This is a genomic window from Sphingomonas sp. PP-CE-3G-477 (assembly GCF_003050745.1).
Taxonomy (GTDB): domain Bacteria; phylum Pseudomonadota; class Alphaproteobacteria; order Sphingomonadales; family Sphingomonadaceae; genus Sphingomonas.
Genome location: NZ_QAOF01000002.1, coordinates 145,162 through 170,061 on the forward strand (window position 1 = coordinate 145,162; position 24,900 = coordinate 170,061).

At 65.1% G+C, this 24,900-nt stretch carries 16 protein-coding genes; 8 read left to right on the plus strand and 8 right to left on the minus strand.

Going from position 1 to position 24,900, the window contains the following annotated elements:
- Window positions 1–91 precede the first annotated feature (91 nt).
- On the minus strand, window positions 92–2,245 hold the full coding sequence (locus C8J45_RS06010; RefSeq protein WP_107962386.1) for a TonB-dependent siderophore receptor: 2,154 nt from the start codon (window positions 2,243–2,245) through the stop codon (window positions 92–94).
- 145 nt (window positions 2,246–2,390) lie between these two features.
- Here C8J45_RS06010 and C8J45_RS06015 point away from each other — a divergent pair, with 145 nt between their 5' ends.
- The gene (locus tag C8J45_RS06015) at window positions 2,391–2,741 is read left to right on the plus strand and encodes a hypothetical protein (protein WP_107962387.1); all 351 of its coding nucleotides are present in this window, start codon (window positions 2,391–2,393) and stop codon (window positions 2,739–2,741) included.
- 317 nt (window positions 2,742–3,058) lie between these two features.
- Here the strand turns inward: C8J45_RS06015 and C8J45_RS06020 are convergent, their stop codons facing one another.
- The 6 genes from C8J45_RS06020 to C8J45_RS06045 form a co-directional block, all read right to left on the minus strand.
- A complete protein-coding gene (locus tag C8J45_RS06020) occupies window positions 3,059–4,711 on the minus strand; it encodes a Na+/H+ antiporter (protein WP_181321125.1) in 1,653 nt (550 codons plus the stop codon).
- Between the two features lie 75 nt (window positions 4,712–4,786).
- Window positions 4,787–6,385 (minus strand): family 43 glycosylhydrolase, encoded by a 1,599-nt coding sequence (locus C8J45_RS06025; RefSeq protein ID WP_107962388.1) that lies wholly within the window; start codon window positions 6,383–6,385, stop codon window positions 4,787–4,789.
- Window positions 6,382–7,692 (minus strand): DUF885 family protein, encoded by a 1,311-nt coding sequence (locus C8J45_RS06030; RefSeq protein WP_181321126.1) that lies wholly within the window; start codon window positions 7,690–7,692, stop codon window positions 6,382–6,384. Before C8J45_RS06030 ends, C8J45_RS06025 begins: the two co-directional genes overlap by 4 nt.
- A gap of 265 nt (window positions 7,693–7,957) precedes the next feature.
- Complete coding sequence (locus tag C8J45_RS06035) at window positions 7,958–11,782, minus strand: LamG-like jellyroll fold domain-containing protein (protein ID WP_107962390.1); 3,825 nt, start codon at window positions 11,780–11,782, stop codon at window positions 7,958–7,960.
- A 100-nt stretch (window positions 11,783–11,882) separates the two neighbouring features.
- Window positions 11,883–13,211, minus strand: coding sequence for an MFS transporter (locus C8J45_RS06040; protein ID WP_107962391.1), 1,329 nt, complete (start codon window positions 13,209–13,211; stop codon window positions 11,883–11,885).
- A gap of 24 nt (window positions 13,212–13,235) precedes the next feature.
- Window positions 13,236–14,048, minus strand: a complete 813-nt coding sequence (locus tag C8J45_RS06045) for a 2-keto-4-pentenoate hydratase (protein ID WP_107962392.1) — start codon at window positions 14,046–14,048, stop codon at window positions 13,236–13,238.
- 149 nt (window positions 14,049–14,197) lie between these two features.
- On the opposite strand from C8J45_RS06045, the gene C8J45_RS06050 reads away from it, so the two are divergent.
- From C8J45_RS06050 to C8J45_RS06075, 6 genes are all read left to right on the plus strand, one after another.
- Window positions 14,198–15,238, plus strand: coding sequence for a LacI family DNA-binding transcriptional regulator (locus C8J45_RS06050; RefSeq protein ID WP_107962615.1), 1,041 nt, complete (start codon window positions 14,198–14,200; stop codon window positions 15,236–15,238).
- A gap of 102 nt (window positions 15,239–15,340) precedes the next feature.
- The gene (gene uxaC, locus C8J45_RS06055) at window positions 15,341–16,783 is read left to right on the plus strand and encodes a glucuronate isomerase (protein WP_107962393.1); all 1,443 of its coding nucleotides are present in this window, start codon (window positions 15,341–15,343) and stop codon (window positions 16,781–16,783) included.
- Window positions 16,784–16,794: 11 nt separating this feature from the next.
- Window positions 16,795–17,637, plus strand: a complete 843-nt coding sequence (kduI, locus tag C8J45_RS06060; protein WP_107962394.1) for a 5-dehydro-4-deoxy-D-glucuronate isomerase — start codon at window positions 16,795–16,797, stop codon at window positions 17,635–17,637.
- 117 nt (window positions 17,638–17,754) lie between these two features.
- On the plus strand, window positions 17,755–18,525 hold the full coding sequence (kduD, locus tag C8J45_RS06065) for a 2-dehydro-3-deoxy-D-gluconate 5-dehydrogenase KduD (RefSeq protein WP_107962395.1): 771 nt from the start codon (window positions 17,755–17,757) through the stop codon (window positions 18,523–18,525).
- A 38-nt stretch (window positions 18,526–18,563) separates the two neighbouring features.
- Entirely contained in the window at window positions 18,564–19,571 is a 1,008-nt protein-coding gene (locus C8J45_RS06070; protein ID WP_107962396.1) for a sugar kinase, read from the plus strand.
- Window positions 19,558–21,117 (plus strand): carboxylesterase/lipase family protein, encoded by a 1,560-nt coding sequence (locus C8J45_RS06075; protein ID WP_107962397.1) that lies wholly within the window; start codon window positions 19,558–19,560, stop codon window positions 21,115–21,117. The genes C8J45_RS06070 and C8J45_RS06075 overlap by 14 nt, the downstream gene beginning before the upstream one ends.
- A gap of 4 nt (window positions 21,118–21,121) precedes the next feature.
- Here the strand turns inward: C8J45_RS06075 and C8J45_RS06080 are convergent, their stop codons facing one another.
- On the minus strand, window positions 21,122–21,535 hold the full coding sequence (locus tag C8J45_RS06080) for a cupin domain-containing protein (protein ID WP_107962616.1): 414 nt from the start codon (window positions 21,533–21,535) through the stop codon (window positions 21,122–21,124).
- Between the two features lie 275 nt (window positions 21,536–21,810).
- On the opposite strand from C8J45_RS06080, the gene C8J45_RS06085 reads away from it, so the two are divergent.
- Window positions 21,811–24,849, plus strand: a complete 3,039-nt coding sequence (locus tag C8J45_RS06085; protein ID WP_244655535.1) for a TonB-dependent receptor — start codon at window positions 21,811–21,813, stop codon at window positions 24,847–24,849.
- The last annotated feature ends 51 nt before the right edge of the window (window positions 24,850–24,900 follow it).

Below are 24,900 nucleotides of genomic sequence, written 5' to 3' on the forward strand. Positions count from 1 at the left end.
CTGCGCCTTGGTCGCCTGATCGCCGCTCCCTCTTCGACGTTCCCAACCGATGTTGCTCTGCAACCTCGGTTGGGAACGTCGATAGCTTGGGTCAGAAACGATAGCCGATCGTCGCCTGCACGGTGCGGCGGTTGCCGTACCAGCACCAGTTATAGTTGGCGAAGCACGATGTCAGATACTTCTTGTCGAAGATATTCGCGCCGTTGACCGCAAGGCTCAGGCCCCGCAGCGACGGCGCGAACTTCTCCAGATCATAGCGGATCAGCGCATCATAAACCGTGTAGGACGGGCTGTTGCGACCGACGGTCTCGGTCGGCGTGACGCCTGCATAGACCTGGTCGACATGACGCACGGCGCCGCCGATCGTCAGACCTTCCAAGGCACTCACGGGCGGCGCCCAGTCGAGGCCTAGCGACGCTCCACCGCGCCCGACGGTTTCGAGGCCACGTCCGACGCGCATTGGATCGTTTACGTCCTGCGTCACCTTCACGCGTTGACGGCTATAGGCAGCACGGGCTTTGAAGCCGTACGGCAGCGGCGCGCTACCCTCGAATTCCACGCCCTGCGAGCGGACCTTGCCGGTCTGTGTCGAGACCGAGAACGTTGGCGTCGAGGTTAGCACGTTGGTCTGGTCGATGCGGAACCACGCTCCCGAGAGCAGGATCTGCGTGCCTGGGATCGTGAATTTCGCGCCGGCCTCGAACTGCTTGCCGAGCGACGGATCGGCGATGCCGAACGATCCATCGGGACGGAGCACAGTACCTGCCTGCTGTTCAAAGGACGTCGAATAGCTCGCATACGGCGCGAGGCCAAACGGCAGCGTGTAGAGCGCTGCGGCACGGTAGGTGAACTTCTCGTCGTGTTTCGCAGCGCCGCCGATCTGTTGCGCGCGCGCCCAGTCCTGTCGGCCGCTGAGCACCACGCGGAGCTCGCCGAGCGACATCTGATCCTGCGCGTAGAGGCCCTGCTGACGCTGGCGGGTCGCAATGTAGCCGCCGAACGGATTAGGCACCGCCGCTACGCTCTGCGGCGGGGATACCGTTCCGTACACCGGCGCAAAGCCGTTGATCGACGGTGCAGAACCAAAAGCGAAATCCTCGGTCGAGTGCGCGACTTGGCGATCAACACCGAACAACAGCGTGTGCTGAACGGGACCGGTCCGGACTGAGCCGGTCAGCTGGTTGTCGAACGTCCAATTGTTGAGCTGCTCGCGCGTTGCATAGGATGCACGGCTATACGTCTGTTGGGTCGGATCGCTCGTATCGAGCGCCCCTGCGGTATAGATCAGCCCGAGCGCCGACTTTACATACTGATAGCGACCCGATGAGCGGAACGCCCAGCCGCCGCCGAAATCGTGGCGGAAGATATAGGTCAGCGCGGCCTGCTCGCGGCTGAAGCGGTTGCCGGCCTCGCCTCCGTCGAAGCTGGTCGGCAGCTTGCCGTTCGGATTGGGGAGCAGCGTTCCGCTGGCCGGAAACACGCCGTAGTCTCCGTTATACGGATCATGCGAATAGGCGCCGAGCAGGGTGAAGCTGGTCGAACTGCCCGCGCCTGCCGTCACGGCGCCCGAGATCGTCTGGCGTTCGCGCTTGCCGAACTTCTGCTGCGTGTCGGCACCGTTCGCGCTGCCGTTGATCCGCCAGAGAACGCCTTCGCCCGCTCGCCCGCCGATGTCGGCATCGACGCGGTAGAGATCGTAATTGCCGTAGGTGCCGCTGATCGCGCCATAGAGTGCCTGGTCGAGCGGTAGCTTGCTCGATTCCGCGACAAGGCCGCCGGGGCTCGACTGGCCATACAATACCGATGCGGGTCCCTTGATGACCTCGATCCGGTCGAGGCGCGAGACGTCGACCTGTGGCACGGCATAGCCCGACGGGCTGCCGAACTGCTTCAGGCCGTCGAGATAGACCGGCGCGTCGAAGCCGCGCAGCTTGAACTGGTCATAGACCTCGCCGCTCGACCCGCGCGTTTCGGGCGTCACACCTGCGACGAAGCGGAGTGCCTGGTTGAGGTTCTGCAAGCTGCGGCCTGCAATATCATCAGCGGTGATGACGGTAATCGACTGCGGCGTCTCGGCGAGCGGAGTATCGGTCTTGGTGCCCGACGACGCCTGAGTGCGCGCCTGCTGTGCGTTGACCACGATGACTCCCGATTCGTCATCGTTTTGCGCGGTCTGCGCATAGCCGGGCGCGATCGCGAGAGCGGCGGAACCCAGCAGGAAAGCGATGCCGAGACGATGTGTCATGTGATACCCTTTACGTTGTGCCGCCCCGCTAATGTTTCTGATAGTTATTATCAACAGCGAGTTGGCCCCTGAATTATTGAGCGGTTGCATCTGCGGCAATCTGGCAACACCTGTCTCGTCCCGGATGCGCAGGAGTCGAAGACGCGTGAAGAACCAGAAGGCAATGGCAGTCCAGATCGCGACCGCTGGAGACGAGGCGTGGTTCGACAAGAACCTCGACCGACGATTGCGACTGAGGAACATGGTCGCCGGGGAGTTCGACGACGTGGTCGGGCAGCCGCCGGTCGGCATGACATGGCGGACGATCGTCCTGGAAGCACAGCCGGGTGCCCGGACCCGTCAGGCGATTGCGTTGCCGATCGGTGTCGATGCCGATGCGCTGACCGACACCGATCTCTTCGAGCTTTTCGTACAGGTGGCGCCGCCGGGTGCCCGCGCGATGATTGCGTCACTCCGCAAGGTTAAACTGCCCCAAGGCACAGCGACACGGCGCTGAAGACAGTTCACGGGCGGACGGACGCCGCGACGTACCTCGATTTCGGACAAGGCGAGGCGCAGACGTGGTGGGCCGTGCTTCTCACCCCGGTATCTCCTGCTAGCTTGTCGTCAGCGATGCGCGGCCGAACGGCCGCCGCGTCCTCGGTGCCCTGCCCGGATACGAGAGTGTCGCACGGACGGGCAGGGCACCTCGTTCATACTAGATTCATGTTAAAGCGGCATAGCGCGCGTCAGAGGCATCGCCTAGTATCGCGTAACCTTCAGCGCCCCGCCGGTTTCAGTCACACGGACAAGCGGGGCGCTCAACACCGGCCTTCAGTGCAGTACCTGACGTGACAGTCGGGCATCGGCCAAGTCGAGTTCGCGCCCCAATTGCTCCGCCAGTTCGACGCCGATCTCACGGCGGCGCGCCAGGTCAAAGATTGCGTTGCGTTCGGCACGAACTGCAGCGAGGCGCATGTCGCGTTCGATCACGCCATCGCCATGCTGTGAACGATCTTCCGGCTGGGTCGAGAGGCTGTCGATCCGTTCGCGATACTGGTCCATCAGGCGCGCGGCGATATCGGTGAAGCGGTCGGGATCGTCGCGTCCCTCGGCCATCCGGTGCTGGACGCGGTCGAGTTCTGCGATCGCCGCGTTAGCCGCAACCAGCTTGGCCTGGTCCCGCGCCGCGCCGACGCCGGTTTCGGGCGGCAGGCTCAGTCCGCGCAGGAGCAGCGGCAACCCGACCGCAGCGATCACGAGCGACGACAGGATAACACCCGACGCCAGGAAGATGACCAGGTCGCGCGCCGGGAACGGCGTCCCGTCGGCCATGCTCAATGGCAACGTCAGCGCGCCCGCCAGCGTGATCGCGCCCCGCGCGCCGGCGCAAGACATCGCGGCGATGATCCGGCGTGGCGGGCTCTCACCGGCGGCGGGGTCATTGCGACGTCGCGCGCGGAGCAGCGTGAACTGGAGCGATACCCACACCCAGCCGTAGCGCAGGATTGCCAGACCGGCGACGACCGCGACGACATAGACCGCAAGCCACCACGGGCTGACATGCCCCGTCGACGTCACGGTATCGCGCGCACGGACGAACACTTCGGGCAATTGTTCGCCGAGCAGCACGAAGATCACGCCGTTCAGCGTGAACTGCAGCATGTCCCAGACCGCACGGCGGCGGATACGCGTTCCCGCCGCGACCGCCGTCGTGGCATCGGTAAAGCTCATCGCGATCCCCGCGGCGGCGGCAGCGAGCACGCCCGACGCGTGGATGTGCTCGGCCAGCAGATAGGCGGCGAACGGGATCAGCAGGCTGACGAGGATATTCGATCCGGCTTCGTCACCGAACCGCCGCGCGAACGCACTCTTGGTCGCGACGATGCCGAGCGCGACACCGACGCCGATCGCCACGCCCGCAATAGCCATCCACGCGAAGGTCGCGGCGGCATCGGCGAACGAGAAGGTGCCGGTCAGTACGGCGGCGATCGCAAAGCGGACGCAGACCAGGCCGGACGCATCGTTCAGCAATGCCTCGCCTTCGAGGATATGCATCATCCGCTTCGGGATCGGCGCGTTCTGCGCGACCGCCGAGACTGCGATAGGATCGGTCGGGGACACCACGGCTGCGAGCGCGAACGCGACCCCCAGCGGCATCGCCGGGATCAGCCAATGAATGAAGAGGCCCATGCCAAGGACGGTGAGGAAAACGAGGCCGAGCGCGAGCCCCAATACGGCGCCGCGATCGCGGAAGAGTTCGTCCTTCGGGATCCTCCAGCCGTCCAGGAATAGGAGGGGCGGGACGAGCAGCAGGAAGAAGAGTTCGGGATCCAGTTCGACCCTGACGTGCGCGACCATGCCGATCAAGGCGCCAAGCGCGATCTGCACCAGCGGCCGGGGCAACGCCGATGGCAGCATGCGCGAGACGATGCCGCTCACCACGACGGCGAGCAACAGGAACAGGCACAAGGTCACAATCTGCAAACCGGACTCCCCGAGGATTTGGACGCGCGGCAGGCACGCAGGCGCGCGATCGAGAGGACCGGCGAGTATCCAGTATCAGATAGCAGAGAACCGGAAATTTCGGAAGCGCGCTGCACCTTTTCCCGCTGCGTACAGTCCGGGTCGCAGCATCAGGAAACCACCACGGACATTGTGGTGGTAGCCCGACACCTCCATCCCGCGATCGAACCGGTGCCAGGTCCGGCCGCCATCGCCGCTCGTGTCGTACGTGACGATATGGCGATCGTTGGTCACGCGGATCCGCATCGAACGGCCATGCGGGTTCGTGGGACGGCCACGTTCGGCGCCATATTGGTGCGTGACGAACCGGTCGCCGTCGAAGCCGAGCCCGCAATAGAGCTTGTCGTCGTAGAACAGGATCAACCCGGCGGTGGTGCCGGGATCGATCGCGACGTCGCATTCGAATTGGTAGCGCGTGTCGCCGGCGATCAGCAGGAGCGGGGAGGAGTCGACGGGCGCACTACCGCTGGCGGCGAGCGTCAGGGTGTTGCCGGAGACAGACGCGCGTTTCGCCTCGTCGGGGCGGGGGCGGAAGAAGCTCCATTTCGTCCCGAGCGCGAGGGTCTCGAAATTGTCCGAGAGTATCTGGCCGTGCGGGACTGCTGTGCCGCCTTTCGGTTTCGCAAGCGGCTTCGACAGGTCGCCGCCCTTCATCCGGAACCAGCCATCGGCGGTCCACTCCACGGGATCGAGCAGCGTCTGGCGTCCGAGCGTCCAATAGCCGTTCTCGAACCCGTGATAGAGTGCCCACCAGTCACCTGCCGGCCCTTCGACGAGCGAGGCGTGACCCCGCGACCACCAGCGTTCGGCGGTGTCGGTGGTGCGGACGATCGGGTTGGCGGGGCAATCCTGCCACGGCCCATGGATCGAGCGGGAGCGCGCTGCGATCACCATATGGCCGGTCGGCGGTCCGGCGGTGCCGCCAACCGCGGTAATGAGGTAGAACCAGCCGCCGTGGCGAACGATCTTGGGCCCCTCCGGCGAGAAACCCTCGACGATCCAGTCTTCGGGATAGCGCCACGGATCATAGACGTGCTCGACCGCGCCGACCGTCGACAGGCCGTCGGCGGCGAGGCGGATGCGGTCCCCGCCCGACAGGAAGAGCCAGCGACTGCCGTCCTCGCCGACGATGTGGCACGGGTCGATATGCTTGTGCAGGCCGAGGTCTACCGGATCGCTCCACGGCCCTTCTATGCGATCGGCGTGGATCACCCAGATCGAGTTCGGCTCGGCTTTCACCGGGATATAAAGGAAATAGCGGCCGTCGTGCTTTTCAAGGCTGACCGCCCAGACCGATCCGATGTTGCGCGTGAGGGCTGGGCCCACCGGTTGCCAGTTCACCAGATCGCGCGAGTGCCAGATGACGAGCCCCGGATAGGAATCGAAACTGGAGAAGGTCATGTAATAGTCCGACCCGTCCTTGAGGATCGCAGGATCGGGCCGATCGCCGGCCATCACTGGATTGAGGAAACGGCCGTCGCCCAGATCGGCGATCCGCTGGTTATCCAGACCGCGACGCCAATCGGGGGCAGCGGGCGTAGTCTTTGCTGCGGTACGGGCAGGCGCCTTGCCGGGGACGAGCAACGCGCCGGCTGCGCCGAGCGTGGTGAAGGCATCGCGTCGGGTGAAGGTCATGATCGGATCTTTCGGATGTCATCGATGCGCTGGCGACCGTGGGCGAGCAGCGCGGTGTGATACGCGACCGGGGAGTTGCCTCGCGCGGTATCGGCGATCGTGAGCCACGCCATCGCCTCGGCGACACGCGTGGCTGGTTCGAGCGGGATGCGCGCGAGTTCGACGTCGAACGGCGCGAAATACGCCGGTTCGCCCTGCCATTCGACGAGGCGCTCGCGGGCTTGTTCGATCGACCAGCCGTGGAGGTGAATGCCGAGATCGACGAGTGCGCGGGCGACGCGAAACAGGAGCCAGTGGATGTGGCCGAGCGCGTCGTGGGGGTCGGTGTAGGCGCCAAACCTTTCGGCGAGTTGCTCGGCGTAGATGCCCCAGCCTTCGACGAAGGCCGAGGCGTATTCGATGCGGAGCGGATGCGGCGGGGTGGCGCCTTCCAGGCCAAGCTGGATCATGTGGCCGGGTAGCAGTTCGTGCGCAACGACGCTGGGCAGCGTCCAGCGGGGGCGACGGCGGATGTCCTTGAGGTCGGCGACATAGGCGCCGGGGTGGGCTGGCGTCGGGACTTCGCGGTAGCCACCTCGGCCGGCAGCGATCTCTTGCGGGGACAGCGCGCGGGCGCTGGCGTTCAGACACCAGGGAGGGAGTGTACCGAATGCTGCCGGGATATGGGTTCGCGCCGTGGCGAGCATGCGGTTCATGTCGGTAATGGCTTCGGTCCGGCCCGCGTCGGTGTCCGGGTAAAGGAAGTGCTCGTCTCGCCAGAGTTCGGCGTAGCGTTCTGCGACCGTGCCGTTCGGCGCGCCGATTTGGTCGAACAGGTGCGTTGCGCGGGCGTGAAGGCGGTTCAGTTCGCTGAAGAGTCGGCGTTCGGCATAGGCCAAAGTCATGGTGCCGAGCGAGCGTTGGAGTTGCAGCGCGTACCAGCCCGCGCCGCCCCGGAACCGTCCGACGCCCGGGGCGGAAGGGGCGGTGTCACGCAGACTTTCGAGCGCGGCGATCTGTCGGTCGATCGCGGGGTTCGTGGAGGCGGATCGAAGCGCATCGACTGTGCGGTCGAGAGACAGGCGGGGCAGGATGATGCCGGCTTCGGCGTCGGCGAGGATCGCAGCGGTGTCCGCGTCGATCTTCGCTGTATCCGGACGCGGGGCCTTCCAGGCGCCGGTCGTCGGTGTGACGCGGTAAGGGCTGCGTCCGATGCGGCCGAAGGCGGACCGGGCGATAGCGGCGTCGATCTTGAGGCCGGCACGGGCGGTGGTCAGGTCTAGGCGGTCACCGGGTTGTAGGATGCTCGCGTCGAAGGAGGCTAGCACGCGGAGTGCTTCGTCTGGGTGGGTCGCGGCGGCGGCGTCGAGGGCTTGGCGTAGGGACGGGGTGGGTTGGGCACGCACGTTCGTAGCAAGGAAGGCTGATGCTCCCAGTCCAACGAGTACGCTTCTGCGGTCCGGAGTCATTCCCCATACCTCCGTTCGCCCTGAGCGAAGTCGAAGGGTGTGCCCCAAGAAAAGGTGCTTCGACTTCGCTCAGCACGAACGGACTGGGGAGGGGGTGTAAGAATTACTGGAGTGCGCGGGTTCATCATCGGAGCGGGACGCGGTTGTTGACTTGGGTGATCTCGGGTTCGTCTCCGGCGAGTGCGACTTGGACGGTCAGCGTCGAGAGATCGACGCCGGATGGGATCGCCAGCTTCACCATCGCTGTCTTCGGCCGAAGATCGAGCGGGGCGGCTAGCGGGGAAATGCTCGCAATGGCGACGATCCTGCCCGCCGCGTCGACCAGTTCCGCACGGCCGCCTTTCGCGTTTTTCGCGCCGAGGCTGTGGACGGTGACCGTTACGCTCCGGCCCTTCACGACTACGTCGTCCGTGCCGATGCCGAGGTCGGCGCGCTCATCCACTGGCGGGCCGGGCTCGACTAAGGCGAAGTCGAGTACCGTCGTCCCAGGTGCGAAGGAGACGTCGGTGCTTGCGCTGCGTTCGAGTGTCATGGTCCGCGCAGCCCCGATCGGCGCGAGCGTCTTGCCGCCGTCGGTGCTGCTCGACGCCTGAATCGACCAGCGGCCTGCGGTGACGGTCCAAGTCGACATCGTCGCTTGCTGAGCGTGGTCGGTAGTATTGTACGCGATCACACGGAACTTGGTCGGTTTCGCGCCCGGCAGAAGGACCGCGACGCGCTCGGCCGCGCCCGGCTCGGCGAAGCGCCAGCTCACTGTATTGCCGGGCCAGCTCTGGTTGCGGCGGAGTGCGATGCCGCCGAGCCGTTCGCGTTGCAGGATCTCGCTCGGCTGATCGACGCGGTCGCTCCACCAATGGCCCTCGGTGTACATGTCCATATGCTGCGACTTATCGGCGATCGCGTCGGCGTGGAGTGCTTCCAACGCCGTGGTGTCGCCCGTCGCGGCCCAGGCGGTGTAGCGGGCGAACGGGTCTTCAGACTTCTTCTCCGCCAGTTTCTTACGCGCTTCAGCGCCACCGGGAAGGGCGTCGAACGCGTTCTCGTTGAACTCGGCCAGCGCGCCAGGACCGGCCTTGGCGAGGCGGGATTCGATCGGACGGAGGTATTTTGCATCGCCGGTGTAGCGCCATGCGGCCCAGGTCGCCTGTAACGACGTGGTGATGCCGCCGCCGTCGCCGACACGCTCGGCGTCGGTGCGCCAGTTGATCTCGTTGGGGTAGCTCCAGCTGCCGTCCGGGGCCTGCTTGCCGTGCGCCATCCAGCCATCGATCACGCCGGTGACCAGCCCGCGGGCGAGCGGGTTGGCGTTGTAAAGGCCGACCAGCATCGGGCCGTGCATGACGGTGAACGCATACGGCTTCTGCCATTCCCACGCGCCTTCGCGGTACATCTTTCGTCCGCCATACCAGTTGCTGGCGAAGTGCATGTGACCGGCTGGGTTCTCGAGGATCACGGTTTGCAGAGCGCGCGTGTTGTCCATCAGGCGCTCGACCGCTTTGGGTTCGCCCCAGTTGAGGTACAGGCGTTCGGCGTTGCTGTTGAGGCCCTCCTCGTACGCGTGGAGTTCATCGGCGGTGATGTAGCCGAGCCCGTTCACGATCATGCCGTTCTTGTAGACCGCATCCGACAGCGCCCGGAGCGAAGCGTTGATCTTGTCGGGTTCGACACCCATCAGCGCGAGGCCGGGCCATTGCTGCGTCAGGTCGGTGTCGTCGGACAGGCCACCGCCGAAATCGCCATAGGGAACCTGGCGTTCGTCGATCCACCACGTGACGAACTGGCGGACGCGCTTCAGGTCTTCAAGTTGGCGGAAGGCCCAAAGCGGGACGCCGACGGGGGCGACGGGCTGGACGAAGTTTGGGAGGTTCTCAGGGCGATAATTGATGTCGGCCCAATAGGCGCGGGCGCGCGCGTTGTCGGGATCGACGCGGAGCAGGTCGGAGATGTCGGCGAAGAGGCGCTTGTAGAGGCCAGCGCGCTTCGACGCTGTGTGTTCCTCGACGAGAAAGCCCCAATTGTCCTTCACCTGCGCCATGCGGTCGGCGATGTGCTCGGGTAGGGCGGCGGTGCGGGGTTTGAAGACGAGGCGGATCTTGGCGGCGTTCAGCGCGGCGGCGTCGAAGTCGGGGGCGGCGCTGGCGATCGTAAGATAGAGGCTGTCGTTCGGCAGGATGCGGTCGCGCAAGTCGAGCCACAGCGTGCGGGCTTCGTTCGGACGGACCGAGACGGAAAGGTCGATCATGTCGCGGCCGGGCCAGATCGGGTCCTTCACGCGGATGTTGAGCGCAATCAGGCCGGCGGCGTTGGGCCTAGCCTTCAGTGCGGGGATGTCGATCGCGATGCCGTCGAGGCCGTCGTTGAGGTTCTGCCAGCCGTAATCGAAGGCGCGAGCTAGCGGGCGGTCGGGCAGCGCGTCGCCGAAGCTTGCCGGGATCAGCATGTGGACTATCGGGGCGGCGTCCGTGCGGCGGACCGGGGCGCCCGATGCGCCGCCTGTGCCTGCACCGACCGCGGCTTTAAGGCCTGCGGAGGGCATCGCGACGACGGTGCTGCGTTCGTCCGGTGCGAAGCGGCCGGTGATGTAGGCGTTCAGGGGCGCGAGTGCTGCGAGGTTCGGCGATGCAGCCGCGTCAACGGTGTAAGAGAGCTTGAAGCTGCCGACGGGTTCCGCGCCCGCGCCGAGGTCGTAGGCCCAGATTTCCTGGATCGGCTGCTCCTGCATCGTGTTGGTGAAGCTGAGCGTGCCGCCGGTGCGCGAGGCGAACTGGTCGACGCTGCGGACTACGCCTTGCGGGCGGGTGGCGATCTGGACGGTCTTGCCGGCGTCGCTCCAGTCGAGACGGCCGTATGCGGCGCCGTGGATCTCGACGCGATTAACGCGCTCGCCCGGGGGGATCGTCAGGTCGTAGCGCTTGCCGCCTTCGACATAGGTGTTCCAGTCGGGCAGCTCGAAATAATCGTCGCGGCCGGGCAGGCGGGAGCGGTTGTAGACGCCGGGCCAGGTCGTCTCGGCGATGCCGTCGACGCCTTTCCACATCCACTCCTTGAGGTCCTTCGCGCCGGCGAATTCTACTTTTCGGACACGGGTGACGGGGGCGTCGAGAACCGGCGGCGTGGACTTGTTCCAGCCGTAGCGGTGGAGCCATGCGGCTCGTCTGGCAGCCGGGTCGGTCGCGGTGGTGGCGGATGGTTCGCGTTTTTCCGCGAGCGATGCGACGTCGGTGGCGGGGAGAATGCGGTCGTAGACGCGGATCTCGTCGAGGTCCGATCCGCGCATGAAATTGTAGCGGCTTTGGACCTGGTGCGGCGACATGACGCGCCCGGCGAGGCCGAACTGGTCGAGGCCGCTGTCGAGATCGGCCTTCTGGTCCTTTCGCGCGACCAGCTTGCCGTCGACGTAGAGTTGCACGCCAACGGTCTCGTCCCAGGCGAACGCGACGTGCGACCATGCGTCAGTGGCTGGTGCTCGTGGGATCGTCCACGAGACGCGGATGCGCGAAAGGTTCGCGTCGGTCACGAAGGCGTCGAATCCCTTGCCGTTCCAGTCGACCCGCAGGAACGCCATATCCCAGCTCGAATGGTCGGCGAACCCGGTGCGGAAGATTACGAACGGGGCTTCCCCGACGGGGGTGCGGGCGCGCCAGAAGAAGGCGAGCGTGCCACGGTCCGCGCGAATGTTGCCGGCTGCTTTCCAGGCAACGTAGCCGTCGTCCGCCCAGCGCGCTGCGCCGCCGATTGCACCGTCCGGGGTGATATCGACGCCGCTGCGGAAATTGGGGACGGGGTCGCCGGTGGCGTAGTCGGCGGTGAGGCTCTTGTCGGCGGAGGCGCGGAAGAGGAGGCCGGTCGCGTCCTGTGCGGCGGCGGGCGCGATACTGGCGACAGCCAGTGCGAGGACGGACGCCGTGGTGAAACGCTTCACTGCTCTCTCCTTGGGGCCAATCGGCATTGAGCGATTTGGCCAAGTGTTCGTCGTCCTAAACTTGTTCTCCTGCGAAGGCGGGCGCCCAGGCTGGGCTCCCGCCTTCGCAGGAGAACAAGGGCAGGCCTCAGTCCGCGTCCACTCTCGCCAACCTTGGCGACAGCAGATGCACGACGGTGATCGCGATCAGGTACGTGCTGCCCGCAACCGCGAAGATCAGCGTATAGCTCCCGGTAGTCTGCAGGACGTATCCGGTGAACTTGGCCATCATCATGCCACCGATCGCGCCGACCGTCCCGCCGATCCCGACCACCGAACCGACCGCCCCCCGCGGGAACATGTCGGACGGGATCGTGTAGAGGTTCGCCGAGAACGCCTGATGCGCCGCCGTCGCAAGCCCGACGATCCCGACCGCCAACCAAAGATTGTCGACGTATTGCGCAAAGAAGATCGGCATCACCAGGAACGCGCACGCCAGCATCGTGATCTTCCGCGCGAAGTTTGCAGAATGGCCGCGTTTCATAAGCTTCGAGGACGACCAGCCGCCCGCAACGCTGCCAACATCGGAGAGAAGGTAGATTGCGACGAGCGGCGGGCCGAAGCTCTTGAGATCGAGATGATAGGTCTTGGCGAGGAAATCAGGCGTCCAGAACAGGAACAGCCACCAGATCGGATCGATCAGGAACTTGCCCAGCGCATACGCCCAGGTCTCGCGGTAGCCGAGCAGCTTGAGCCAGCCGATCTTCTTAGCAGGATCCGCCGGATCGCTCTCGATATGCGCGAGCTCAGCAGGCGACAGCTTCGCCACCTCGCGCGGACGGCGATAGATCGCAATCCAGGCGACGAGCCAGATCAGGCTGATCGCGCCGGTGATGATGAACGCCATCCGCCAGCCGAATGCGATCGTGATGATCGGCACGATCAGCGGCGTGATCACCGCGCCGATGTTCGCGCCCGCGTTGAACACGCCGGTCGCAAACGCGCGCTCCTTGGCGGGGAACCATTCGGAGACGGCCTTGATGCCGGCTGGGAAGTTGCCTGCCTCGCCGAGGCCGAGCACGACGCGTGCCGCCGAGAACTGGAACGCGTTGCCCGCAAACCCGCACAGCGTATGCCCGAGCGTCCAGATCACGAATGCCACCGAATAGCCGATCCGCGCCCCAAGCACGTCAACGATCCGGCCAAAGCTCAGATAGCCGATCGCATAGGCCGCCTGGAACCAGAAGATCACGTCGGCATAGGTCGTCTCGTTCCAGCCGAGTTCGGCGGAAATCGTCGGCTTCAACACGCCGATCATCTGGCGATCGACATAGTTTATCGCAGTTGCGGCAAACAACAGGCTGCAGATCAGCCAGCGATACCGGCCGATATTGCCGCCGATGCCATTTACGTTCGTTCCATTTGCTCCGGCCCCATTCGCGCCTGCCGTGCCTCCCGGCATGTCCATCGTTGCCATTGGACTCTCTCCTAAAAGCAGCCTCTAGCGGGCCTTGATGGTGCAATGGACGGCGAACCGTCCGTCGAAGCGCGCCTCGACCCTGTCGCCTATCGCGACCGGATGGACACCGGTAACGGCCCCGGTCGAGACCCACTGCCCGGATGACAACGCGATCCCACGCGCGGCCATATGCTCGAGCAGATACCGAACCGCACCAAACGGCCCGTCGAGCATCGTCGCACTCGTCGCGGCCCCGATCAAGGCGTCGTTGATCCAGAGCTCGACCGGCCAGCCGTTGATATCGCCATTGCGCCATCCCGCAGCATCCGCGCCGATCACTAGCCCGTTGTTGTTACCGAAATCGGACACCGTGACGGTAGGACCCAGCGCGTTGATGCCGGGGAACGGCGAACTGGCGATCTCGATCCCGACATGGACCGCGTCGACCATCGCGCGTGCCTCGGCCATCGTATAGTGCGTCTTGGCGGGGTCAGGCGCGGTGCCGATCCGCAACAGGAACTCAGCCTCCGCCGCGGCGAACCCGTCCGCAAACACCGGCATCGCCACCGGATCGCCCGCCGCTGGATCATCCGCTGGCGTGACGATCTGATCGGCGAAGATCGGGCCGGTGAGACGGTCGACGCCGTCGAGTGGCGGGTTGATGCGGCCGACCTTCCACCCCGCGACGATGCCATCGGCAAGGAGAAGCGCGGCGTCCTGCACCGCATAGCCTTCGCGCAACGTAGCAGGCACGGCGCCCGGAAATTCCGGAACGGCGGCGCCGCTACGCCGTGCATCGACGAAAGTACGGGCGATATGCCGGATATTGTCGGTCGTGTCGGGCTGTGCCGCCAAGAACCCCTCCTGTAATAGCGTTAATCTGCTTTGTCCCGAGCGTATGGGAAACCGGTGTCATTGACAAGCAGCCGTCCTTTTTATTGCAAGAACAGGGTTTGCCAACGGTGAGACTGGTCGATCCGATGTCTCGCGGCTATGCCGAGCCAATGCAGAAAACCGGCCAGCCTACGATCAACGACGTGGCGCGGATCGCCGGCGTCTCGAAGAAGACGGTGAGCCGGGTGATCAACCGATCGCCATTGCTCAACGACGATACGCGCAAGCGAGTCGAGGATGTGATCGGCGAACTCGGCTATATTCCCAACCCGCAGGCACGCGCGCTGGCGCTCAGGCGTAATTTCCTGATCGGTCTGGTGCACGACAATCCCAATGCACAGACCGTCCTGAACGTGCAGCAGGGCATGCTCGAGGCGCTTCACGGGACCGAGTTCGAGATGGTCGTCCGTCCGCTCGATCGCGGCTCGGCGACGATGCTCGATGATCTGCGACACTTCCTGGAACGCCAAAGGCTGTTCGGGGTGCTGTTGATGCCGCCGGTGAGCGAGAACGACTCGGTGGCGGCGCTCTGCGATGCGATCGGCTGTCGCTACGTGCGGATGGGCTCGGCCGTGATCGACGACAACGATCATATGGTCGCGTCGAACGACCGGGAGGCGGTGCGGATCGCCACGGAGTATCTGATCGCGCAAGGACATAGACGGATCGGCTTGGTCGCAGGCCCGCACGGCTTCCGGTCGGCACGCGAACGGCGTCTCGGGTTCGAGGACGCACTGGCCGCGGCCGGGATCGCGCTGCCCCGCAGCATGATCGCGGATGGGAACTACACGTTCGAGTCGGGGCTGGCCGCGGCCGAGCGCCTGCTCGACCTGATGCCACGGCCGACCGCGATCTTCTCGTCCAACGACGAGATGGCCGCGGGCATCATTCACGCCGCCCGCCAGCGTGGTCTGGATATCCCGCACGATCTGTCGATCGTCGGCTTCGACGATACGCCGATCGCCGCGCATGTCTGGCCGCCATTGACGACGGTGCGCTGGCCGATCGCCTCGATGGCACGGTCCGCCGCGTTGAAGCTGATCGCCGGCGTCGACGATGGTAGCGATCTCGTCGAGGAGCCGTCCCTGTTCCTGTCGACGCTGATTCGACGTGGTTCGGTGGCACCGCCGGCGGAGCCCGACGCGGCATGATCCCACCGCCGCTTTGCGGTTGCGTCGAAAACTGACACCGGTTACCAGATGGTCGACAGGCCGCGCAAAAGCGGTTCGAACCTTGGGAAGTGGGAGAGTGGAATGGCCCGTGCGTTGGAACTGCATCCCGATCGCCTGCTTCCCGCCGACCCGGTGACGCGCGACATCGCGCGGGCGCTCTACGCCGAAGTCGCTGGGCTGCCGATCGTCAGTCCGCATGGCCATACCGATCCGACCTGGTTCGCCGAGAATGCACACTGGACCGACGCGACGACGTTGCTGCTGGCGCCCGACCATTATCTGTACCGGATGCTGTACAGTCAGGGTGTCGATCTGGATGCGCTGGCGATCCCGCGGATCGACGGCGTTCCGGCGACCGATCCGCGTGCGGCGTGGCGCGTGTTCGCTGATCACTACACGCTGTTTCGCGGTACGCCGTCGCGGCTGTGGCTGGATCATGTCTTTTCGGACGTGTTCGGGATCGACGTCGCGCTGGAGCCATCGACCGCGGACCGGTATTTCGACCTGATCGGCGAGAAGCTCGCGTCGGAGGCCTTCCGCCCCCGCGCGCTGTTCGATCGGTTCGGGATCGAGTTCCTGGCAACCACCGAAGGCGCGCATGACGACCTTGCCGCGCACAAGCGTATCCGCCAGTCGGGCTGGAACGGGCGCGTCGTCACCACCTATCGCCCCGACGGCGTGATCGACGTCGAGCATGAGGCGTTCAAGCCGGCGATGGCGCGCTTTGCCGAACTGACCGGTGAAGACGTGTACGGCTGGAAGGGCTATCTTTCCGCGCACCGCAAGCGCCGCGCCGATTTCCGCGCGGCAGGTGCCACCGCGACCGATCACGGCCACCCGACCGCAGCGACCGCGAACCTCTCCGCGGTCGAGGCCGAGGCACTGTTCGCCAAGGTGATGCGGGGCGCTTGGACGCCGGCCGACGCGGAGCTGTTCCGTGCGCAGATGCTGACCGAGATGGCGGCGATGTCGGTCGAGGACGGCATGGTGATGCAGATCCATCCGGGCTCGTCGCGCAACCACAATGCGGGCCTCTTCGCGAGCCATGGCCGCGACAAGGGCGCCGATATCCCGATGCGGACCGATTACGTCCATGCGCTCAAGCCGCTGCTCGACCGGTTCGGAACCAGCACGCGGCTGTCGATCATCCTCTTCACGCTCGACGAAAGTTCGTATGCACGGGAACTGGCACCGCTGGCGGGGCACTATCCTTGCCTCAAGCTTGGCCCGTCCTGGTGGTTCCACGACAGCCCCGAGGGGATGCGTCGGTTCCGTGAGATGACGACCGAGACCGCGGGCTTCTACAACACCGTCGGCTTCAACGACGATACGCGCGCGTTTCTCTCGATCCCGGCGCGGCACGATGTGGCGCGGCGGATCGACTGCGGGTTCCTCGCACGGCTGGTGGCGGAACACCGTCTCGCCGACTGGGAAGCTGCCGATCTCGCACACGAGCTGACCAACGGCCTCGTCCGCCGCGCCTACCGTATCGACGAACCCTTTTCCGTCGCAAAAGCGGCCTGACCGGAGCCTTTATGTACGATCGCACCTATTACGCCACGCACCCCGACATGATGGAGTGCGTCTCCAACGAAGAACTGCGCGACCGCTATCTGATCCAGGATCTGTTCCGCGACGGCGAATGCGTGCTGAATTACACGCACGCAGAGCGCTTCGTGATCGGCGGCGTCGCCGTCGCGAGCGGATCGGTGAAGCTGCCCGACCAGGCCGAGCCGGCGTCGGCGGCAGGGCATCCGTTCCTGGAGCGTCGCGAGCTTGCGGTCGTCAATGTCGGCAAGGTCACCGGCACCGTCACGGTCGACGGCGAGACGTTCACGCTCGGCAACAAGGATTGCCTGTACGTGACGATGGGCGCGAAGGATGTGCAGTTCTCCGGCGACGGCGGGCGCTTCTATCTGGCGTCGTGCCCGGCGCACAAGGCGTTCACGACGCGGGTGATCTCGGTCGGCGATGCGACGACACTGGAGCGCGGCAGCCTCGAGGAGTCGAACGAGCGGACGATCTACCAGATGGTCATCCCGGGCATCTGCGACAGCGCGCAGCTCGTCATGGGCCTTACCGTCCTGAAGCCCGGCTCGGTCTGGAACACGATGCCGCCGCACATCCATGAGCGTCGCAGCGAAATCTATTTCTACTTCGAACTCGACGATCTCGAGAAGGATCGCGTGTTCCACTACATGGGCGAAGGCGAGGCGACCCGTCACATCGTCATGGCGAACGAGGAAGCGGTGATCAGCCCGCCCTGGTCGATCCACATGGGTTCGGGGACGAAGGCTTACGCGTTCATCTGGGCGATGGCCGGCGAGAACCAGGATTATACCGACATGAATGTCCTGGATATCTGCCAGCTCGCGTAACTTCTGCTCCCCTCCCGTTAACGGGAGGGGTCGGGGGAGGGCGTGTCCACGAGCGTTGGTCCGCATTTCCCCTCCCCTAGCCCCTCCCGCAAGCGGGAGGGGAACGAGAGAGAAAGCATGACAAACCCCTTCGACCTGACCGGCAAGGTCGCCATCGTCACCGGCGCGAACACCGGTATCGGCCAAGCCATCGCCGTCGCGCTAGCGGCAGCCGGCGCGGACGTCGCATGCGTCGGCCGCACGCCCGCCGAAGACACCGTCGCGCAGATCCGCGCGCTTGGGCGGAAAGCGGAGATCGTCTCGGCCGACCTCTCGACGATCGAACCCGTCCAGCGCGTCGTTGACGAGACGGTCGCCAAGCTTGGCGGGCTCGACATCTTGATCAACAACGCCGGTATCATCCGCCGCGCCGATGCGGTCGACTTCACCGAGGGGGACTGGGATGCGGTGATCGACACTAACCTCAAGTCGGTGTTCTTCCTGTGTCAGGCGGCGGGGCGGCACATGATCGCGCGCATCGAAAAGGGGGGGGGCTCCGGCAAGATCGTCAACATCGCCTCGATGCTGACCTTCCAGGGTGGCATCCGCGTGCCGAGTTACACCGCATCGAAGTCCGGGATCGGCGGGCTGACCAAGCTGCTCGCGAACGAATGGGCGGCCAAGGGCATCAACGTCAACGCGATCGCGCCCGGCTACATCGCGACCAACAATACAGCGGCGTTGCAGGCCGACGAGGTGCGCAACAAGTCGATCATGGACCGGATTCCCGCTGGCGCTTGGGGCGACGCCTCCGATCTCGGTGGTGCGGCGGTGTTCCTGTCGTCGGCGGCGGCGAAGTATGTCCAGGGGCATATCCTGGCGGTCGACGGCGGCTGGCTGGCACGATAACCCTGACCGTCGGTACCGCGATTTGAAATAGGGGCGACATGGCTAAATTCCTGGCATTCGGCGAGATCATGCTACGGCTTTCCCCGCCGGGGCGTGAAGTGCTGTTGCAGACGCCAAAGCTCGACGTATGGGTCGCAGGTGCGGAGGCCAATGTCGTCACGCAGCTCGCGCGGCTCGGCCACGATGTTGGCATGGCGACGATGGTGCCCGACAACGACCTGGGCCGTGCTGCCGTGACGACGTTGCGCGGGCATGGTGTCGACACGTCGACGATCGCGCTGGGCGGCGACCGGATGGGGCTGTATTTCGTCACGTCGGGTGCGGGCTTGCGCGCGACCGAAGTCATCTACGATCGCGCCTGGTCGTCGTTCGCGGAGGCGGCATCGAGCGCCTGGGATTGGGACGCGTTGCTCGACGGCGTCGATCGGCTCCATCTGTCGGGGATCACGCCGGCACTCGGTCCCGTTCCCGCCGAGGCAGCACTGGCCGCCGTTCGCGCGGCGACGGAGCGGGGGATCGCCGTCTCGTTCGACGGTAACTGGCGTGGTAAATTATGGGAACGGTGGGACTCGGATCCGCGCACGATCCTGACCCAACTCGTCGAGCATGCCGACCTGATGTTCGGCAACCACCGCGATATCGCGCTATTGCTCGACCGGGACTTTTCCGGCGAGGCAGAAGATCGTCGGCGCGAGGCGACGGAGGCGGCATTCGCGGCGTTCCCGAGGCTACAGACGATCGCCTCGACCGCGCGGCATGTCGAGCATGTCGATCTCCACCGTCTGTCGGCGCGGATCGATACGCGCGACGCGCACGTCCAGACGGACGAGGTCGTGCTGGCCGGGATCGTCGACCGGATCGGCGGCGGCGATGCCTTCGCGGCCGGGGTGCTGCACGGCCTGCGTTCGGGCAAGGGCATCGAGGACACGGCACGCATCGGCCTCGCGCTCGCCGCGTTGAAGCACTCGCTGCCGGGCGACGCGAGCCTGTTCCGGCAGGCGGACATCGACGCCTATCTCGCGGGCGGGCTGGATGTCCGGCGCTGACGGCTGGACACGCCGCGGCACCATCGGCGGCGCGGCGGCACTGATCCTGGCTGGAGGTGCGCGGGCGTCGGGCGTGCCGATAGTACACTCGCCCGCGGGTAATTTCGTCGGGCACGCGGACGGGCACGTCCTCGCCTTCAAGGGCATTCGCTATGGCCGTGCAGACCGGTTTCGAGCGCCTTTACCGGTATCGATGCTGGGCCAGAGGCGACCGGCGCAGGACTTCGGACCCGTGTGCCCGCAATCGGGACCATACACCCCGCAATCCGAGGACTGCCTGTTCCTGAACGTCTGGACCGCGGAACCAGACGCGCGCGCGAAAAAGCCGGTGATGGTCTATATCCACGGCGGCGCATATTCGAACGGGAGCGTCACCGATCCGCTGAACGATGGGCAGGCACTCGCGGCGCGCGGCGACTGCGTCGTCGTCACCGTCAATCACCGCCTGAACGCGCTCGGCTATCTGTATCTCGCGAGGCTCGATCCGCGGTTTTCCGATAGCGGCAATGCCGGACAACTTGATCTGATCCTCGCGCTGCGATGGGTGCGGGACAACATCGCGGCGTTCGGCGGGGATCCGTCGCGCGTGATGGTCTTCGGCCAATCGGGCGGCGGTGCGAAGATCGCGACGATGATGGGGATGCCCGCCGCCGCGGGCCTGTTCCACCGCGCCGCGACGATGAGCGGGCAGCAGGTCACCGTGTCCGGCCCGATGAACGCGACGGCGCGCGCACGGGCGTATCTGGCCCGGCTGGGCCTGACGGACCGCGATCTGTCGCCGTTGCTGGCGATGCCTGTCGAGAAGCTGGTCGATGCACTCGATGCGACCGATCCGATCTTGGGTGGCGGCGTGTATTTCGGACCGGTGCTCGACATGAAATGGCTGACCCGGCACCCGTTCTGGCCCGATGCGAACCCGCTCGGAAACCGCATTCCGATGATGCTCGGCAACACGCATGATGAGACGCGCGCGTTCATCGGCCACGATTCGCCGAAGGTGAGGGGGCTCGACTGGGGCAATCTCGCGACACGCATGGCGCCCGAACTCAAGATCGACATCCTGCCCGGATGGGTGGTCGCGCAGTATCGCGAGCGCTATCCGACATGGGCGCCGATCGACGTCTTCTATGACGCCACCACCGCGGGGCGAAGCTGGCGCGGGCAGGTGATCGAGGCTGAAGCGCGTGCGCAGGCGGACGCCCCCTGCTGGGTCTATCAGGTCGATTTCGCCTCTCGGACGGATCCGCGTCGTGGCGCGTTCCACACAATGGATATCCCGCTGGTGTTCGGAACCCTGGGTGCCACGGGATCGCAGACCGGGACGGCAGCGGATGCGCGCGCGGCGTCCAAAGCGATGCAGGACGCGTTCGTCGCCTTTGCCACGACGGGGGACCCAAACCATCAGGGCACGCCAAATTGGCCACACTATGACCTGTCGAGCCGCGCGACGATGATCTTCGACGCACGCTCGCGGATCGAGAACGACCCGCGCGCATGGCAACGCGAACTCTTCGGGCGCGTACCCTATATCCAGCCTGGAACCTGACTCGTTACTTCGCAATCGGATAGGCGATGATCAGCACCAATGGTGCCTTGCCCGTCTGTTCGATGCCGACGGTTTCCCCGTCGAACAGATAGGCGGCGATACCCGCACGGACCGGCCGTTTTGCGCCGCCGGATGAGACGATACCCGTGCCGGAGAGGACGTAATACACCTCGTCATGCGCGATCTGGTGCAGGCCGATCGCACTCCGGGGGTGCAGTATCCGCTTGCGAAACTCCATCGTTCTGCCCGGTACCGCGTCGCTGATCCGGTAGGCCGTGCTGGAGCCAATCGCCCCGTGGGGCGGGGGTTCTCGCCGCATCGTCGTGGCTTCGTCGACGATCACCATTGGTCGCGACGTGGCGGCCTGCGCATACGCGCCGGCAGCCAGACCTAGCAGCCCGAAAAGCGCCGATAGCATCGATCGCAGCATTCTCGCTTCTCCTGCATGGCACGATGCATTCCGCGGCATGTTGACACGCAACCGATCGTGCGACATTGTTCTGACACCGGTTACCTAAGCATGCAAGGAACCGGGGGGCGGACCAGCAACAACTGGCAGCCCGGGAGAGGATAAGATGCACCCGTTCGAAGCAACGGGTCTTATTCCCCAAGAATTTCAGGGCGGTGGCCGAGCGGTGTCCAGCCGATCGCGCAACCGGTGTCATCGGCGTAGACCGAACGGGGAGTGAAGAAATGGACGTGCAAACAACGGCAGCGAATTTGCGGATGAATTGGCGCACAGGCATCTCCGCCGGCACCCTCGTCCTGGCGCTCGCCATGCCCGCAGCCGCCTTCGCGCAGGCGGCACAGATTCCGAACAGCCAGACGCCGGGAACGCCGGCACAGGTCGATCCATCGCCCGCGCAGACCGCCGTCGTGCCGCAGGGCCAGCCGGTCGACCCCGCCGCAACGACGGCACCGCAGTCGGCGCCTGAGATCGTATCGCCCGATAGCGAGACCGCCGAGATCATCGTCACGGGCTTTCGCCGCTCGCTCGACGCGGCGCTGAACGTCAAGCGCCAGTCGGTGTCCTCGGTCGACGCGATCGTCGCGGAGGATATCGCCAAGTTCCCCGATCAGAACCTCGCGGAATCACTGCAGCGTATCCCGGGCATCTCGATCCAGCGCGATGCAGGCGAGGGACGCGCGATCACGGTCCGCGGTTTGGGCGCGCAATATACACGGGTCCGCGTCAATGGACTGGAAACGGTGGCGACGTCGACCGATGGCGCCAGTTCGAACCGCGATCGCGCGTTCGATTTCAACGTCTTTGCATCCGAACTCTTCAATTCCATCGTCGTCCACAAGACTGCCGAAGCGTCGCTCGACGAAGGCTCGCTGGGTGCGGTGGTCGATCTCAACACCGGCAACCCGCTCGGCGGCAAGACCGGCGTCACGCTCGTCGGCTCCGCGCAGGCAAGCTACAACGATCTCAGCAAGAACTTCGGCCCGCGTCTCGCCGGCCTGCTTTCGTGGAAGTCGGCGGACGGCACGTTCGGCGTCGCGCTGTCGGGAGCGTACACCAAGACCAACAATTTCGAGCTCGGCAACAACAGCGTCCGCTGGGCACAGGGCGTGTTCGATTCGGTGAACGGCACCCGCTGTTTCACCCAGCCAAATCGCGGCGGTACCTACACAAACGCGGCCGGTTGCGATCAGGCCGCGCTCGCCTTCCACCCCCGCATTCCGCGCTACGGCTCGGTACGTCACGATCGCGAACGGCTCGGCCTGACCGGCAGCGTCCAATGGTCGCCGACCGACGCGACCAAGATCTCGATCGATGGACTCTATTCCCGCTTCAAGGAGACCCGCGAGGAGAAATGGGGCGAAGTGCTGCTCCGCTCGAACGAACGCTCGATCGACATCAGCAACTTCACGATCGACGGCAACAACAATCTGGTGAAGGCGACGCTCAACGACGCCTGGGTCCGCACCGAGCATTATCTGCGCAAATCGCAGACCGAATTCTATCAGCTGGGCGGCAGCTGGGATCAGGACGTGACCGACAAGTTCCGCTTCACGCTGCTCGGCGGCTTCTCGAAATCGGATGCGACGATCCCGGTCGAGACGACCTTCGTGTTCGACGATCGCGACGCGCAGGGGTATAGCTACGACTATACCGACATGAAGCGTCCGACGCTGACCTTCGGGACGAGCGTAACCGATCCGGCGAACTTCCAGCTCGCCGAAATCCGCGATCGGCCATCCGAAACGGTCAACACCTTCCGCACTGGGCAGCTTCGTACGGAATGGGACGTCGCCGAAGGGTTCCAGATCAAGACGGGCGCGATGTATCGTCGCTTCTCGTTCGATACCAAGGGCTTCTCGCGCGATGCCGTCGTCTGCCCTAACGCTGGCGGCAAGGATGTCGTGCTCGGCACGCTCACCTGTTCGCCCAACACGCTGTTCGGCCCGACCGCGATCTACGGTTTCCCCGCTGGCAATCTCGGCGAGATCTTCAACCTGGGCAAGGCCGGGCAACCGTCGGGAACGACCACCAGCTTCCTGGTGCCGAACATCGATGCATCGGCTGCCTATACGGGGCTGTACGGCCGCACGCCGACGGTGCTGGTCGGCGATACCCGCAGCGTGATCGAGGAAGTCACCGGCGGTTACATGCAGTTCGACGTCAAGGGCGACATTCTGGGCCTCAACTATGCGGCGAACGCCGGCATGCGCTATGCCCATACCAGCCAGAAATCGACCGGCATCTCGTCGGCGGTGGTCGGGGGCGTCACCGTCAACACGCCGGCGACGGTCGGACGCAGCTATGACGACTGGCTCCCGGCGATCAACGTCGCGTTCTTCCCGACCGACGATATCATCCTGCGCGGTGCGATCTCCAAGGTGCTGACGCGTCCGAGCCTGGGCAGCCTGACGCCGGGTGGGTCGGTCGACGGCTTCAACTACCGCGTGACGTTCGGCAACCCGCAGCTCAAGCCGTTCCGCGCGACCGCGCTCGATCTTGCCGCCGAATGGTATTTCGCGCCGCAGTCGATCTTTTCGGTCGCGGTGTTCAAGAAGCTGATCGAGAGCTTCCCCGTCACGCAACCCCGCAGCGGCACGTTTGCCTCGACCGGCCTACCGCTCTCGGTGATCCCGGCAAGCTCACCGGCTGCGCTCAATCCCGAAGGCCAGGAATGGCAGATCAACGCGCCGATCAACGGCGTCGGTGCGTCGCTGAAGGGCATGGAAATCTCGCTCCAGTCGAGCTTCCGCTTCCTGCCTGGCTTCCTGAAGAATTTCGGCTTCCTGGCCAACGCGACGTTCATTAGCTCGGACGCTGATTATACGCAGGCCGGCCCGGCGACGACGGTGTCGCGGCCGACCTTCAACCCGACCACCGGGGCGGTACTGACACCGGGTGGCGTGCTGGGCGCGCTGCCCGCCACGACGCGCACCGCGACTCTCTACGGCCTGTCGAAGCGCGCCTATAACGGCACGCTCTATTATGAAGACAAGAAGTTCAGCGCACGCGGATCGATCAGCTATCGCAGCCCGTACATCGACGGCAGTTCGGCCACCGGCAATTTGTTCGAAGGGTATAACTCGACGATCAACGTCGATGCGTCGCTGCGCTACAAGCTCACGCCGATGGTTGAGGTGTCGCTGGAGGGTACCAACCTCACCGACAATTATCGCAGCCGCTACAATGATCTCGATGCGAACCGGAACTACGAGAATAACCATTTCGGGCGCACGTTCCTGATGGGCGCACGCTTCAAGATGTAAGCGCGCGCCAGTCCAACTCCTCCTCCTCCTCGGCTGCATTCGATTCTGGAA

Coding starts and splice junctions, on each gene's coding strand:
- kduI (WP_107962394.1), top strand. CDS start 16,795: ATGTACGATCGCACCTATTACGCCACGCACCCCGACATGATGGAGTGC.
- C8J45_RS06035 (WP_107962390.1), bottom strand. CDS start 11,782: ATGCCGATTGGCCCCAAGGAGAGAGCAGTGAAGCGTTTCACCACGGCG.
- C8J45_RS06070 (WP_107962396.1), top strand. CDS start 18,564: ATGGCTAAATTCCTGGCATTCGGCGAGATCATGCTACGGCTTTCCCCG.
- C8J45_RS06050 (WP_107962615.1), top strand. CDS start 14,198: ATGCAGAAAACCGGCCAGCCTACGATCAACGACGTGGCGCGGATCGCC.
- C8J45_RS06025 (WP_107962388.1), bottom strand. CDS start 6,385: ATGACCTTCACCCGACGCGATGCCTTCACCACGCTCGGCGCAGCCGGC.
- kduD (WP_107962395.1), top strand. CDS start 17,755: ATGACAAACCCCTTCGACCTGACCGGCAAGGTCGCCATCGTCACCGGC.
- C8J45_RS06010 (WP_107962386.1), bottom strand. CDS start 2,245: ATGACACATCGTCTCGGCATCGCTTTCCTGCTGGGTTCCGCCGCTCTC.
- C8J45_RS06085 (WP_244655535.1), top strand. CDS start 21,811: ATGGACGTGCAAACAACGGCAGCGAATTTGCGGATGAATTGGCGCACA.
- C8J45_RS06040 (WP_107962391.1), bottom strand. CDS start 13,211: ATGGCAACGATGGACATGCCGGGAGGCACGGCAGGCGCGAATGGGGCC.
- uxaC (WP_107962393.1), top strand. CDS start 15,341: ATGGCCCGTGCGTTGGAACTGCATCCCGATCGCCTGCTTCCCGCCGAC.
- C8J45_RS06075 (WP_107962397.1), top strand. CDS start 19,558: ATGTCCGGCGCTGACGGCTGGACACGCCGCGGCACCATCGGCGGCGCG.
- C8J45_RS06080 (WP_107962616.1), bottom strand. CDS start 21,535: ATGCTATCGGCGCTTTTCGGGCTGCTAGGTCTGGCTGCCGGCGCGTAT.